General features: G+C 64.8%; 16 protein-coding genes. 12 read left to right on the top strand and 4 right to left on the bottom strand.

What is annotated here, in order from left to right; genetic code table 11:
• Positions 1-5: 5 nt before the first annotated feature.
• The 5 genes from QZY03_RS24075 to QZY03_RS24095 all read left to right on the top strand — a co-directional run bounded on the left by QZY03_RS24075 (position 6) and on the right by QZY03_RS24095 (position 2506).
• Positions 6-149 carry an LruC domain-containing protein gene (locus QZY03_RS24075; protein WP_295585367.1) on the top strand — a complete coding sequence of 48 codons (144 nt, stop codon included), beginning with the start codon at positions 6-8 and terminating at the stop codon, positions 147-149.
• Between the two features lie 45 nt (positions 150-194).
• On the top strand, positions 195-353 hold the full coding sequence (locus tag QZY03_RS24080) for a hypothetical protein (protein WP_295585339.1): 159 nt from the start codon (positions 195-197) through the stop codon (positions 351-353).
• Positions 354-425: 72 nt separating this feature from the next.
• Positions 426-548 carry a hypothetical protein gene (locus QZY03_RS24085; protein WP_295585341.1) on the top strand — a complete coding sequence of 41 codons (123 nt, stop codon included), beginning with the start codon at positions 426-428 and terminating at the stop codon, positions 546-548.
• Positions 533-1630 carry an LruC domain-containing protein gene (locus tag QZY03_RS24090; protein WP_295585343.1) on the top strand — a complete coding sequence of 366 codons (1098 nt, stop codon included), beginning with the start codon at positions 533-535 and terminating at the stop codon, positions 1628-1630. Before QZY03_RS24085 ends, QZY03_RS24090 begins: the two co-directional genes overlap by 16 nt.
• 141 nt (positions 1631-1771) lie before the next feature.
• The gene (locus tag QZY03_RS24095) at positions 1772-2506 is read left to right on the top strand and encodes an FKBP-type peptidyl-prolyl cis-trans isomerase (protein ID WP_295585344.1); all 735 of its coding nucleotides are present in this window, start codon (positions 1772-1774) and stop codon (positions 2504-2506) included.
• A gap of 187 nt (positions 2507-2693) precedes the next feature.
• Here the strand turns inward: QZY03_RS24095 and QZY03_RS24100 are convergent, their stop codons facing one another.
• Positions 2694-3371, bottom strand: coding sequence for an OmpA family protein (locus tag QZY03_RS24100; protein ID WP_295585346.1), 678 nt, complete (start codon positions 3369-3371; stop codon positions 2694-2696).
• 340 nt (positions 3372-3711) lie between these two features.
• On the opposite strand from QZY03_RS24100, the gene QZY03_RS24105 reads away from it, so the two are divergent.
• The 6 genes from QZY03_RS24105 (at position 3712) to cydC (ending at position 9788) form a co-directional block, all read left to right on the top strand.
• Positions 3712-3891 (top strand): hypothetical protein, encoded by a 180-nt coding sequence (locus QZY03_RS24105; RefSeq protein WP_295585348.1) that lies wholly within the window; start codon positions 3712-3714, stop codon positions 3889-3891.
• On the top strand, positions 3884-4690 hold the full coding sequence (locus QZY03_RS24110; RefSeq protein WP_295585350.1) for a DUF1295 domain-containing protein: 807 nt from the start codon (positions 3884-3886) through the stop codon (positions 4688-4690). Before QZY03_RS24105 ends, QZY03_RS24110 begins: the two co-directional genes overlap by 8 nt.
• Positions 4687-5364, top strand: a complete 678-nt coding sequence (locus tag QZY03_RS24115) for a DUF6134 family protein (protein WP_295585352.1) — start codon at positions 4687-4689, stop codon at positions 5362-5364. Before QZY03_RS24110 ends, QZY03_RS24115 begins: the two co-directional genes overlap by 4 nt.
• 21 nt (positions 5365-5385) lie before the next feature.
• On the top strand, positions 5386-5913 hold the full coding sequence (locus QZY03_RS24120) for a lipocalin family protein (RefSeq protein ID WP_295585354.1): 528 nt from the start codon (positions 5386-5388) through the stop codon (positions 5911-5913).
• Between the two features lie 351 nt (positions 5914-6264).
• Positions 6265-8070: a thiol reductant ABC exporter subunit CydD gene (gene cydD, locus QZY03_RS24125; RefSeq protein ID WP_295585356.1), complete on the top strand. Its 1806-nt coding sequence runs from the start codon at positions 6265-6267 to the stop codon at positions 8068-8070.
• Entirely contained in the window at positions 8067-9788 is a 1722-nt protein-coding gene (gene cydC / locus QZY03_RS24130) for a thiol reductant ABC exporter subunit CydC (RefSeq protein WP_295585358.1), read from the top strand. The genes cydD and cydC overlap by 4 nt, the downstream gene beginning before the upstream one ends.
• A gap of 735 nt (positions 9789-10523) precedes the next feature.
• On the opposite strand, the gene QZY03_RS24135 is transcribed toward cydC, so the two are convergent.
• Both QZY03_RS24135 and QZY03_RS24140 read right to left on the bottom strand, forming a co-directional pair.
• Positions 10524-10850, bottom strand: a complete 327-nt coding sequence (locus tag QZY03_RS24135; RefSeq protein ID WP_295585360.1) for a hypothetical protein — start codon at positions 10848-10850, stop codon at positions 10524-10526.
• A gap of 328 nt (positions 10851-11178) precedes the next feature.
• Positions 11179-12543, bottom strand: a complete 1365-nt coding sequence (locus QZY03_RS24140) for an MFS transporter (protein ID WP_295585362.1) — start codon at positions 12541-12543, stop codon at positions 11179-11181.
• A gap of 66 nt (positions 12544-12609) precedes the next feature.
• Between QZY03_RS24140 and QZY03_RS24145 the strand changes: the two genes are divergently transcribed.
• Positions 12610-13344 (top strand): phytochelatin synthase family protein, encoded by a 735-nt coding sequence (locus QZY03_RS24145; RefSeq protein WP_295585364.1) that lies wholly within the window; start codon positions 12610-12612, stop codon positions 13342-13344.
• 79 nt (positions 13345-13423) lie between these two features.
• On the opposite strand, the gene QZY03_RS24150 is transcribed toward QZY03_RS24145, so the two are convergent.
• Complete coding sequence (locus tag QZY03_RS24150; protein ID WP_295585365.1) at positions 13424-13879, bottom strand: hypothetical protein; 456 nt, start codon at positions 13877-13879, stop codon at positions 13424-13426.
• Positions 13880-14491 lie beyond the last annotated feature (612 nt).

Raw genomic sequence — 14491 nt, forward strand, 5'->3', positions numbered from 1 at the left:
TTTGCATTCAGGAGACCGGTTTGCCCTGGGCGGTCAATCTGCCCGATGAATGGCAGCAACCTTATGAGAAACAGCAGGTCCACACCTGTTATCCTACCTTTGTTGCCTGGGTCAACAGCGGCGGCACCCAGGCACTCAACTGGTACTAAACCCCGGTGGCGGGCTGCGTCTTCCCGGCTAAGTGACCAAATTTCATGATCAAACGACTCACCAACACTCCCTGGCAAGGCCCGTTCTGTGCAGCCACCGCGCTCTGTTGCGCGGCACTGTCGCTGCCGGCCCACGGCATGGTCGGGAACCAGTACGAATTCCTGTTCAGCGCCAAACCAGGCAAGACCGTCGGCCAGACCTAACTGCTGAACCATGACAGCGCCGGGATCCCGCTCGACCTCGACCAGAACCTGGTCCGTGTCGACGCCGCGCTCATGAAGCGCATTGCCGACACCCTGCCGGAGCAGAAGGATATCCGCACCCAATCGCAGAACCTGATCGCCGATGACGACTCGGCGGTTCGGATACCCAACGCTATCCCGTGTTCTACAGCCTGAGCACACTGAACCCGGAGGACACCGCGGAGCTTCGCAAGCATATGGTGCTGCTCAAGGACTCCTGGGGACAACGGCTGGTGTTGGGCATGGAAGACCTGCGGCGCAGCGGCGGAGACCATGACTTCAACGATGTCATGTTCGCGGTCGAGTCCAACCCGATCGACGCCATCAAGACCGAAGAAATCATCGAGTTGAATTATGTCCAGGGTAGCGATCTGGACCAAGACGGCATTCCGGACACCCTGGACGACTATCCGGAAGACCCGCTGCTGACCACCCGCGTGACCTACCCCAACGACAAAGGCCGCGCCCAGTTGGCGTTCGAGGATCTGTGGCCGCTGGAGGGTGACTACGACTTGAACGATCTGGTGCTGGCCTACACCCTGGATGAGGGGCGAAACGCGGCGGGCGAGATCCGGGAGATCGAGGGGCACTTCCAGATCAAGGCGCGCGGCTCGGCCTATTCACAGGGGTTCGGGATCAACTTCCCCCAACTGAAGCCGGACACGCTCGAATCGGCCAGCGTTTGGGTCGATAACCAACCCGGTGTGCCGCTGGTCAGCGAGCCCGGTCAGACGACTTTGACCCTGATCCTGACCGAAGACACGAAAAAGATCGCCGGCAAGAATGCGACCACCCGCACCTGTTACACGACCAAGTTCAACGCCGATCGCAACTGTGCGGCCGATCAGGGGCCGACGATCCACTTCAAGGCGCGCTTCAAGCAGGCACTGACCCGTCAGGAACTCGGCTCAGCACCCTACAACCCCTTCATCTACATCGTCGGCGACCGGCTGCGTGAGACGCATCTACCCAACCATCCGCCGACGGCGAAACACAAGAGCTGGCTCTTTGGGTGGGGCAACGAGGGCAGCGACCCCAAGGCCGGGCGTTACTACAAGACCAAGGACCGCGGTCTGCCCTGGGCGGTCAATCTGCCGGATGAATGGCAACAACCTTTGGAAAAGCAGCAGGTCCATTTCTGCTATCCTGGCTTTGTGGATTGGGTCAACACCAGTGGCGCCAAGGCGCTCGACTGGTACAAGACCCCGGTGGCGGACTGCGTCTTCCCGACCAAGTGACCGCCCCGCGATCCATCTGAACTCTGAACGCTCGAAAAGAGCTTTAGGGCCGGCGCAAGCTGGTACTGTTTTTTCACTGATCAATCTTGGTAGTATTCACCGCCCGTCATCGTATCCAACATCATATGGAGCACTGTAAAGATGAGAATCCGCCCCCTGATCGGCGTTGCACTTCTGGCCATTCCTTATGGCATCTTATCGGCCGCCGACCCCCTGAACCTCGCGGATGAGACCGCACGCATCAATTACAGCCTGGGCTATCAGATCGGCGGCGACTTCAAACGCCAGGGCGTCGAGATGAACACGGCGGCGATCGTCAAGGGCATTGAGGACGCGATCTCCGGCGCCGAACCCTTGATTCCGACCCAGGACATGCGCACCACGCTGATGGAGCTCAAACGCAAGATCGTCGCCGAACAGAAGGCAAAGGCCGCTGAACAGGAACAGAAAATGATCGAAGCCGGCAAGAAATTCATGGAGGAGAACGCCAAGCAGCCCGGCGTGGTCACCACCGCCAGCGGACTCCAGTATCAGATCGTTGAAGCAGGCAAGGGCAAGACCCCGAGCCCGACCGATCAGGTCAGCGTGAACTACCGGGGAACCCTGGTCGACGGCAAGGAGTTCGACAGCTCCTATTCGCGCGGAGAACCAACCTCCTTCCAGTTGAACGAGGTTGTCGAGGGCTGGACCGAGGGACTGCAGCTCATCAAGGAAGGCGGCAAGATCAAGCTCTTCGTCCCGCCGACGCTGGCCTACGGCAACAGCGGCCCCATGGCAAACCAGACGCTGATCTTCGACGTGGAATTGCTGTCAGTCGGGGAGGCGCCGACGCCCGAGGAAACACCCGAGGCGGCGGAGCCCGAAAAGGGCAAGTAACTTAGGCGTCCGACACGCCAATCGGGTGTAGGGGCGGGTTTCAAACCCGCCCCTACGCCAAGGCCATGTCCGGATATCAGGTGCGAAGGCCATACCCCGCTCCAATAAACCGCGCCAGCTCCAGCAATCGTCAAGTCTGCCGGGGCCGATTCCATCCAAGAACATCGCATACCGCGCTGGGCGCAGTTTAGCCCTCGGTGATGGGCACGATGGTGATATCCACACGACGATTCAGGCGGCGACCAGCCTCCGTGTCGTTGCTGGCGATCGGCTGCATCTTGCCGTAGCCCGATGAGGCAATGCGCGCCGGGGCGACACCCTGGCCTTCCAGATAGCGATCCACCGACCCGGCACGGCGCTCGGACAACAACTGGTTGTGCTCGATTGACCCCGTGTTGTCCGTGTGACCCGCGACCACCAGTTCAGTCTTGCCGTATTTCTTCACGATGGCCGCGATCCGGTCCATGGTGCTGTAGAAGGCGGGCTGAATCTGATCGGAATCCACCTCAAACGCGGTCTCGCCGGTCATCCCCACCAACAACTCATCGTTAGGCAATTTTTCGACACGGATGACACCGGAGGCGATCTCGGCCGCCAGCGCTTTCTGGAAGTCCTTGCGCTGCTGCTCCATATAGGCGCCAGCCATACCGCCGATCAAGGCCCCGCCGACCGCCCCGATCAGGGCGCCGCGACCGGCATTGGCACCCTGTGAACCGATGATGGCGCCCAGTGCGGCACCAGTGGCAGTGCCGATGGCCGCCCCGGTTCCGGTTTCAGTCATCCCGGAGCCGTCGGCGGCACAACCGGTGATGAGCACACTCACGGTCGCCGCGGTGGCGACTCCTTTGACAAAACGCTGTTTCATCGTGTACGACCCCAAGACGCTAAAAATGGTTGACTGGACTGGCGCGCCGACCAACGGCCGCGTCCGCGGACCGACCAGCGCGCGGTGGGCGCGATGATAGCAGAGCGCGCCCGCGGCGTCGGGCCGGCTGTCGGCTGACGCCGTCGGACGCGATAACCGGACCTAGGGCGGATTACAAACCCGCCCCTCCACCAAGGGTCTGTCCGGATATCAGGTGCGAAAGCGATATCGATGGATCAAATCCCCGGAAATTTCCCAAGAATAAAGCTGGGTCTTGTTTCTCAAAGATTGGACATTAGTTGGACATTCAGCAAGACGAATCATCGATTCTGGAGTCACCATGTTCAACCACCGATCGAGTCGGGACCCCCAACCCCCCAACGGCAGCACCCGGCGCAACCTGGCCCGCGGCAAAGAACCGGCCCCCTGGCTGCTGATCCCGCGACGACCCGCGGCGACCCGCGGCCGTGGCGACGCATCACGGACCTTACCCCTGCGGCAGGAGCCCGGCGATGTTTGATCCGGGCATCTATGGGACCGGGCTGGCCGTTGCGCTCGCCCTGGCCCTGGCCGGCTGGCTGGCGAGCATTCCGCTGAAGAACGCGAGCATCGCCGACAGCCTGTGGCCGGTGTTTTTCATCCTGCTGGGGCTGACCTACGTGCTGGGCGCACCCGCCGCCGGCGACCGCGCCTGGCTGGTGCTCGTGCTGGTCGCCCTGTGGGGGCTGCGACTCGGCGCCTTCATCACCCGGCGCAACTGGGGCGAACCGGAAGATCGGCGCTATCGCGCGATGCGTGCGGGTAATGATCCCGGCTTCTGGTGGAAGAGCGTCTACATCGTGTTTGGACTGCAAGGCCTGCTGGCCTGGGTGATCTCGCTGCCGCTGTTGGCCACCGCCCTGGGTCAGACACCGCTCGGCGTCCTGGACGCTCTGGCCCTGCTCCTGTGGCTCGGTGGCCTCTTCTTCGAGAGTGTCGGCGACCACCAGTTGGCCCGCTTCAAAGCCCGACCGGAGAACGCCGGCAAGGTCATGGATCAAGGTCTGTGGCGCTATACCCGGCACCCCAACTATTTCGGCGAGGCGTGCATCTGGTGGGCCTTTTATCTGTTCGCCCTGGCCGCCGGCGGCTGGTGGTCGATCATCGCACCCGTGCTGATGACCTGGCTGCTCCTGCGCGTCTCGGGCGTCACCCTGCTCGAACAGAATATCGGCGAACGTCGACCCGCATACCGTGACTACATCGCCAGAACCAATGCCTTCATCCCCGGCCCGCCGCGGCGGCCGACCCTGCACAACCAGACCGGAGACGCGAAATGACCCGACACGCTGATTTAACGCCGGCACGTCTGCGTCGTCCAGGCCGCATGGCGGCCCTGCTCGGCCTGGCCCTGACCGCCGCGATGATCAATCCCGCGGCAGCCGTCACCGACTCCATGCGCTTTCGCGTCTACCTGGATCAGGAACCGATTGGCGAGCACAGCTTCCAGGTCTCCCCCGACACGGACGGCAAGCAGGTGGTTAGCCGTGCCAATTTCGACGTGAAAGTGCTGGTGTTCAACGCCTACCGCTATCGTCACGAAAGCCGCGAGGCCTGGCGGGACGGCTGCCTGGAGCAGATTCGCGCCACCACGGACGACAACGGCAAGGCGTTCAAGGTCGAGGGCGAACAGGCGACGAACGGCCTGGCGCTGCGGGTCAACGGGGACAGCAAGCGCCTGCCGCAATGCGTCTCCACCTTCGCCTACTGGAACCGCGATTTCCTCAAGCAGCAACGGCTGCTGAACCCGCAGACCGGCGAACTGGTCAGCGTCCGGGTTGAGTCACTCGGCACTGAAGACCGTATGATGCAAGGCCGTAAGGTCGCGGCCGAGCGCTATCGGCTGCGCGCCGAGCAGCTCGATATCAGCCTGTGGTATACCCCGGACGGCCGCTGGATCGCACTGGAAAGCGACACCGGCAAGGGCCGCACCATCCGCTATGAACGCATCTAGAACACGGAACCCCTGACAGCGATGAAACTGACCACCCAACTGATCGCCCTGACCCTGTTGTTACTGACCGCCGGAGTCGGCGCCGAGGAAAAACCGATGGAGACTGTCCCCCAAGTCGATCTGCCCCGCTTCATGGGCGACTGGTATGTGATCGCCAACATCCCGACCTTTATCGAGAAGGGTGCCCACAACGCGGTCGAGTCCTACGCACTGAACCCGGACGGCACCATCGCCACCACCTTCCGCTTCCGCAAGGGCGCCTTCGACGGACCCGAGAAGGTCTACCACCCGACCGGTTTCGTGGTGCCGAACACCGGCAACGCCCTGTGGGGAATGCAGTTCATCTGGCCCTTCAAGGCCGAGTACAAGGTGATCTGGCTGGACCCCGAGTACAGCATCACCGTCATCGGCCGCACCGCGCGTGACTATGTCTGGGTCATGGCCCGCAAGCCCGAGATCCCGGAAACCAAGCTCACCGAGATCATGGCGTTCCTCAAAGCGGTCGGCTACGACACGGCGCTGGTCCAGCGGGTGCCGCAACGCTGGTAACCGTGGGTCGGGCTTCAAGCCCGACCGCAGAGGCTAACCCACCCGAAATCGGCCCGATGTAGGTTGGGGTGAGGAACGAACCCCAACATGGCCAGCCCTCGATGGTCGGCGTTGGGGTTCCTTCGTCACCCCAACCTACGTTCTGACCCACCCGAAATCGGCCCGATGTAGGTTGGGGTGAGGAACGAACCCCAACATGGCCAGCCGTCGATGGTTGACGTTGGGGTTCCTGCGTCACCCCAACCGCCGTTCTCCGGGACAAAGTGCCCTTGCACATGACCCATCGCATTGCGGTATGCGCACCGGGCTCGGTATCCTGCCGCTACCCCGAGTTTTCCGTACACTGATCCCATGACCCCCACTGCCTGGCTCAAGGCCCAGACTCCGCTGGCCGGACGCGCACTCCCTGCCGCCATCGTGCTCCAGGGCCTGAACGGCGCACTCCTCATCGCCCAGGCGTGGCTGCTGGCCCTGATCCTGAACGCCGTGACCTTCGCGCACGCCGGGCTCGCCGAGGTGCGCCCCTGGCTGTGGCAACTGCTGGCCTTGTTCGCCGCCCGCGCACTCACCGCTTGGGGAGCGGAACGCTTCGCCATCCGCGGCAGCGCCCGCATCAAGGTCGCACTGCGCGACCGGGTCTATCACCGCCTGCAAGCCCGCGGGCCCGCCTACCTGGCCGGCGAACGCAGCGGCGCCCTGGTCGAGACCCTGACCAAAGGGGTCGACGATCTCGACGCCTATTACGCCCGCTTCCTGCCGGCCCGCGCCCTGGCCATGACGCTGCCCTTCGCCATCCTGCTGCTGGTCTGGCCGCTCGACTGGGTGTCCGGCCTGGTGCTGCTGGTCACGGCGCCCCTGATCCCGCTCTTCATGATTCTGATCGGGCGCAATGCCGAACGGCTGAACCAGCGTCAATGGAAGGAGTTGGCGCGCATGGGCGCGCGCTTCCTCGACAGCATCCAGGGGCTCACGACACTCAAGCTGTTCGGCGCGAGCCGGCGCCAGGGCACCGAACTCGCGGCCGTCTCCGAAGCCTACCGGGTGGGCACCATGCGGGTGCTGCGGGTGGCCTTCCTGTCCTCGGCCGTACTGGAGTTCTTCGCCACCATCAGCATCGCGGTGGTCGCCGTGCTGATCGGCTTCCGGCTCTACGGCTTCGAGATCCCGCTGCCGGCCTGGATCAGCCTGCCGCGGATCGACTTCCAGACCGGCTTCTTTGTCCTGCTGCTGGCCCCCGAGTTCTTCCTGCCGCTGCGCAGCCTGGGCACCCACTACCACGGCCGGATGGAAGCCACGGCCGCCGCCGAGCGGCTGATCGAGGTTCTGGGGCCGGAGTCTGAAACAGCGCCGACCAGCGCGACGGCAGCACCCGCCGGCCCCCGGACCGCGCCCGGCCCGGTCACCCTCTCTTTCACCGACGTGCATTTCAGCTACAGCGAAGGGCGTGAGGCGCTGTGCGGTCTGAGCCTGGAGATCCAACCCGGCGAGCGCCTGGCCCTGGTCGGCACCAGCGGTGCCGGCAAGACCACCCTGGTGCAGTTGCTGCTGGGCTTCCTGACCTCGACCGCCGGCACCCTGACCGTCAACGGCCGCGACCTGCGCACCCTGAACCTGGACGACTGGCACCGGCACCTCGCCTGGGTGCCGCAGCAGCCCCGGCTCTTCCAGGGAACCATCGGCGCCAACATCCGGCTCGGCATCCCGCCGGAGGATCCCCGCGCCCACCCGGACGCGGTGCGCACCGCCGCCCTGCTCGCCCGCGCCGCGGGCTTCATCGAAACCCTGCCGGCCGGCTATGAAACGCCGGTCGGCGAACGCGGCGCCGGGCTCTCCGGCGGCCAAATCCAGCGCATCGCGCTGGCCCGCGCCTTCCTGCGCAATGCCCCGCTGGTGATCCTGGACGAGGCCACCGCCAACCTGGACCCCGAGAGCGAGCGGCTGGTCCAGGAAGGCATTGATGAACTGGCGCGCGGACGCACCCTGATCGCCATCGCCCATCGGCTGGATACGGTGCGCAAGGCCGACCGCATCCTGGTCCTGGATCAGGGTCGGGTGGTGGAGTCCGGAGACCACACAACCCTGCTGGCACAGGACGGCGCCTATCGGCGTCTGCTGCACGCCTATGCCGGCCAGGGTCGGCTCGGGGGTGCCGCATGAAGGACGTCATCCGCCTGCTGCGGCTGTTCAAACCCTATCGCCACTGGATGCTGCTGGGCGCACTGGCGGCCCTGGTGACCCTGATCGCCAACGTGGTGCTGCTGGCGGTCTCCGGGTGGTTCATCACTGCCATGGCGGTGGCGGGATCGGCCGGGGTCGCGATGAACTATTTCACCCCCGCCGCCCTGATCCGCGGCGGGTCCATCCTGCGCACCGTCGGGCGCTACGCGGAGCGGCTGATCACCCATGAGGCGACCCTGCGCCTGCTCGCCCAACTCCGGGTCTGGTTCTACAGCCACCTCGAACCCCTGGCGCCGGCCGTGCTCCAGCGCTACCACAGCGGCGACCTGCAAAGCCGCATCCGCGCCGACGTGGACGCACTCGACACACTCTATGTGCGGGTACTGGTGCCGGTGCTGGTCGCGACCCTCGGCGCCTGTCTGCTGCTCGGGTTCCTGCTGCTCTACGACTGGCGCATCGCCGTCGTCAGCCTGGGCTTCCTGCTGCTCGCCGGGGTCGCCGTGCCGCTGTGGAGCCGCGCCCTGGGTCAAGCCCCCGGCGAGCGCATCGCCCGAACCGAGGCCGAACTGCGCACCGCATGCGTCGACGGACTCCAGGGCCTGGCCGAACTTCAGGTCTACGGCGCCGCGGCGGCGCAGGCGCGGCACATCGACGCCCTGAGCCGGACCCTGGCGACCGAACAGGTCCGGCTGGCAGGCTATTCCGGCATCAACCAGGGCGCGGTCGGACTCTGCGCCAACTTAAGCCTCTGGACCCTGCTCTGGCTCGCCATCCCACTGGTGGCGGACGGCCGCCTGGCCCCGCCCCAACTCGCCATGCTGGCGCTTTTCACCCTGGCCAGTTTCGAGGCGGTCGCTCCCCTGCCCCTGGCCTTCCAGCAACTCGGCCGCACCCTGGCCGCCGCGCGGCGCCTGTTCGCCATCGTCGACGCGCGGCCGGCGGTCGAAGAACCCGCGGGACCCTCACCCCGCCCGGACCGTTTCGACCTCCACATCGCCGACCTGGGCTTCAGCTACCCCGGCGTCGCCACGCCCGCCCTGGACGGCCTGAGCCTGGACGTCCCCCAAGGCGGACGCGTGGCGATCGTCGGCGCCAGCGGCTCCGGCAAGACCACCCTGTTCAACCTGCTGCTGCGCTTCTGGACCCCGGACCGCGGGACCATCCGCCTGGGCGGCCACGACCTGGCACAGTACCGCGGCGACGACCTGCGCCGTTACGTCACGCTGGTCAGCCAGCACACGCACCTGTTTGATCTGAGCATCCGCGACAACCTGCTGATCGCCGCCCCGGACGCCTCACCCGCCCGCCTGGAACAAGCCTGCCGGGTCGCCCAAATCCACGACTTCATCGCCGGCCTGCCCGAGGGCTACGACACCTGGGCCGGCGAAACCGGCGTACGGCTCTCCGGCGGCCAAGCCAGGCGCATCGCCATCGCCCGCGCCCTGCTGCGCGACGCCCCCGTCCTGCTGCTCGATGAACCCACCGAAGGACTGGACGGCGAAACCGAACAAGCCCTGATGGAATCACTGGGCCGCCTGATGGCCGGGCGCACCGTCATCCTCATCACCCACCGACCCGTTGGCCTGGACTGGGCGGATCAGGTGCTGGTGATGGATCAGGGGCGGGTGTTGGCGCGCGGGGATGCGTCGGTGATTGCGGGGGCGACGGGGGCGGAGTTGTTGGGTGGGACGGGCTGAAGGGTTCGGGGTTACGCGTTGCGGGCCTTGACCAGCGCTCCGGCCAAAGCGAGCGGTCGGATTTATCCACAGATGACACAGATGTTCACAGATGAAGAGGCGAAGGGTTCGCTGCGCGGACCGACCCGAAACGAGACACCCGGCTCCTCTGCGCTCCCGATTACGCTATCGTTTCACGATACAACACGCCATCGACCCCAAGATCGACTGTGTGGCCTTGATCATCGTACCGGCCGGTCGCCAATAGTCCACACGGCGGACCCTCCGGGCGAACCGTGATCGGGTCGGGTCGGGGTGACGGGATTGCGCCCGTCACCCCTCCCACACCACCGGACATGCGGTTTTCCGCATCCGGCGGTTGAGCCTAGCGGGCTGTGCCCGCAAGCGTCCACCGAGATGGACGCCCATTGGACCCCTTCTTGCGTCGGCGCTCGGAACCCGGAACGCTCGGCCACCACGCGCCTCATCCAGTGCGGGAATCCACCCGCTCGGACTCGGCCCGCCGCCCCGGTAGCTGCCGTCGTTGCAGCGCCGGGCACGTGTCGGTTGCCTTCGCGCCTTCCACATCCGATACAGTGACTGTTGGATTTCGCGGTCCCTAGCCCGCTCATCGCCCGCACCCGGTCTCACTGCCTGTTCGTGTTCCTACGGTCGTGTCGCCGCGTAGCCCTGCTTTCAGCTTGGCCTCGCGGCGTCCAACTTGGGTTTCGCTACGCTTCTTGTCACTCGCTGCGGTTACCTCCTTTCACGTAACAAGTACATGCCCATGTCGGGCACACGAGGGTCCGCTGTGCGAACAGACGACCGTGCAGGTCGCGCGTTTGCCGGGTCCCGGGTCGTGCCCTCGCTCACCGCGCCATCGAAGGTTTGGGAGCGGCGCACAAAGCCACTGCCATCCAGCACCAGCCCCAGGGTCACCAACGGGCAGTCGCTACGCTTTTCCTTGGAGTGTCCGCGCTGGGCCTTGGGGTTGCCAAGCGCCGCCCCCTCAAAGAAGGTGTTGGTCAGATCATCGAGGGTGACCGGCCAGTCCAGCCCGAACAGGTCACTGACGCGCGTCAAGACCGCCTGCTCGATCACCCGCCCGGTGCCGCATCAGCAGGTCCGCCGCCCGGTAGAACGGCGCCAGGGGGAGGGTCGCGAAGTCGACCCCCAGCAATTCCCCCAACGCACTGCGCTCACCCAGCCAGCGGTGGGTCGCCCGATCCGAGCCCGGGGCGGCCTACGCCCAATGATGGCGCCGACGATCAGCGCCCGTTGTGGGGCGCTCAGCCCCAAGCGCTGGAGCAGTGCGACAACATTCACCTCCGCCATCGCCCACAGCGCCACCGACTCCACCCCAGAACAAGCTGCTGCCACGAACTCAGGATGCACAGCCACCGGCGCCCATTCAGCGTCGCGCCGCGGGATCGGATGACCCCGCTGCGACCTCCGCCGCGACGACCATCTGCCGCGGCAGCCGCAGCATCAGGACCAACGCGCAACCCGCCAGCAAGATGAGGGCGACGACGGCCAGCCCAGCGCTGAAGGAGGTCGTCGTCTGTTTCATCCAGCCCATCAGGTATGGCCCCAGAAAGCCGCCGACGTTGCCCAGCGCGTTGATCAGCGCGATCCCGGCAGCGGCCGCCGTGCCGCTGAGCAACGCGGTCGCGAGCGCCCAAAACGGCCCCATGACACCCCAGACGCCGATCGCGGCGATTGAAAAGGCCAGGAGCGCAAGCGGCAAGGTCTGAGTGGCCGCCGCCAGCCCGGCCCCGGCCGCCGCCAAGACCAGCGAACCGGCGACATGCCAACGCCGCTCGCCGCGCCGGTCGGAGTGCCAGCCGATCACCACCATCCCCACCCCCGCCGCGAGGAACGGCAGGGCGTTGAGCAAGCCGAGAGTGAAATCATCGGCAGCGGTCAGCGCCCGCAGCATCTGCGGCAGCCACAGGGCGATGCCATACATGCCGATGACCATGCACAGATAGACCAGACCCAGCCCCCAAACCCGATGATCGGTCAGCGCCTCACGCAGGGTATGGCGGGTCTGATCGCGGGCCGCTTGCCGCTCCTGTTGCAGGGTCCGGTTCAACCAATCACGCTCGTCCGGAAGCAGCCACCGCGCCTGGTCCGGACGGTCAGGGAGCTTGACCAGCACCACGAGTCCCAGCAGCACTGCCGGCAAGCCTTCGGCCACGAACAGCCAGTGCCAGCCGCGCCACCCCCACCAGCCGTCCAGTTCCAGCAGGGCGCCGGACAACGGGCTGCCGATCAGTCCGGCCAGTGCGGTGGCGGTGGCAAACAGTGCGACCGCGCGCGCCCGCTCGCGGGTTGGGAACCAACCCGTCAGATAGAGGATGATGCCGGGGAAGAACCCGGCCTCCGCCACCCCGAGCAGAAAGCGCAGCAGATAGAAGCTCGTTTCACTGCGCACCAGCGCCATAGCCATCGCGATCAGCCCCCAGGTCACCATAATCCGGGCGATCCAGAGGCGCGCGCCAACCCGTTGCAGAATCAGGTTGCTGGGGACCTCGAAAAGCACATAGCCGAGAAAGAACAGGCCGGCGCCGGTACCATAGGCTGCCGCGCTCAGACCCAGGTCCTGGTTCATCTGCAGCGCCGCAAAGCTGATGTTGATCCGGTCGAGGTAGGCGACGACGTATAACAGGCCAAGAAACGGGAGCAACCGCCAGGCGATACGCCGCAGCGTGCGGCGGGCCAGCAGGTCGTCGGTCGCGGGCCAGGCAGGGGGCGCTGAAGACAGGGGTAACATGGCGGATTCCGGGTGACGAAGCTGGCGTTTCGTCACCGGAAGATAGCATAGAAGGAGGAGTCAACCGTGCGTTTCGTTGCCCGATCATTTCGCTTGCGGTGGATTATCGCCGTCCTGGTGCTGGCATTGGCGCTGGCGGGCGCCGTCGGCACGGCGTTTCACTTTCACGCACGGTCCCTGTCGCAGCCGCAACCCGATCGGTACGCACCTGGCGTCCTGGTTGGCGAGACCGCCCGGAGCGCGGCGTCTTCCGGCCCGATCGCACGTGCCTACCTCGGTCATTTCAAGACCCAAGAGTCCCTGACATCCTGCGGCCCAGCGAGCGCCTTAAACGTGCTGGCCTCGATCGGCGCGCCCATCGCCGACGAACGGACGCTGTTCGATGGAGATCGCTGGGGGTGGCTGAGTATGCGTATGCAGGGAATGACACTGGACGCGCTGGCCGCGCTCATTGCGCAACGCCGCATCGGCGAGGTGACGGTGTTGCGGGACCTCTCCTATGAGGCGTTCCTGAGTCAGGTCCGGGAGGCCGACAACCCCGCAGACCGCTTGATCGTCAACTTCGACCGGGCGCCCATCTTCGGGGTCGCCATCGGCCATTTCTCGCCGATCGGCGGTTACGATGCCGAACGCGATCTGGTGCTGCTGCTGGACGTCACGCCCGGCTACGGACCCTCCTTGATTCCATCTAAACTCCTGTATACCGCCGTGCAGACGCCGGACTCGGCGACCGGACGCATGCGGGGGTTGATCCGGATCAGCGGCTTCAATACAACGGATAGCGCCAAGGCACGACCCTGATCGCGAACCCCGGGTGGCGAGAATCAGGTGCGGGCCGGCATCGCCGAGCAACCGGGATCTTCCTAACCCAATGGATATGTCACTCTCTGCGCGCCTGCTGGTCTCGCGGAATATTAATAATTCCGGCACCATCGACCAGCCATCCCCGTTCTGTTTTTACTGTCTTGACCGCCACCTCAAAAGGTTCCGGCTCAGCATTCGGATCGATCCCCTTCAACATCACGACGTTGGTTGCGGCGTCGCAGCTCCGCACGCGAAAGCCCTTATCGGGGTAGTCCTGCGCGTCGAAGACGGGATCAGCGTCCAACCCTTCATCTTCTGACGCGCCCTCTTGATAGGCATGGCCCACGAACTTCTTGTGTGCCCGTTTGAAGCTCTCAGTGACTTTCGTATCCGAGCACACCGCGTTTTCCACGAGATTGGAGGCTTTAGCACAGTCGAAGCTTGCCCCATGTGATGCAGAGACCAAAGGAAAAACCACAAGGGCAGTGATAAACGCCCTGGTACGTTGGCGAAAGTGTGCATGAGAAATCATGATGACGGTGCCTGAAATCCTGTATTGCTTTGGGTAGACAATGCGAAGCGTATTCAGTTTGAGGGACTGGCGACCTCTTCAATGCTTAAACCTAGAAAGAGCAGTTGCACCACAAAGACACAAAGGACACAAAGGACACAAAGGACACAAAGGATTTCCATGTGTTGCGTTGAAGTGGTGATCACCAGCCAGGTGAGGCGCATCATGGCAATAACCCATTGTCTTTCTTTGTGATCTTTGTGCCTTTGTGGTGCGAACTGCCGAATTTAGGTTAAACCCTCACGGCCTTGCTCGTCATAAAGACACTCAGATCCGTGCCGCGGATGAACTCCTGCGCCAACTGCAACTGAGGATTGGGCATTTCCGTCTCGACGACTGTGCGGGGCGACTGTCATTGTCCGGCTTTTCGGTCCTTGCGGCCAATCGCGGGTCTCGATCGTCGTTCCGGCCGGTCGTCACGATGTCACTTGGGTGCTTGCCGTGTGCCTGAGTCCGGTCGCCCACCGACGCTGTTCCGCCGGGTGCCAGCAGTTCCAAATTTGGGTGGCCGCCGCCAACAGTGTGTCGGCAGCGAGGCCGATGGTGGATGCGCTGCGCTTATCCACCCTACGA

Origin of the sequence: uncultured Lamprocystis sp. (assembly GCF_903933125.1) — a bacterium.
Lineage (GTDB): Bacteria > Pseudomonadota > Gammaproteobacteria > Chromatiales > Chromatiaceae > Thiodictyon.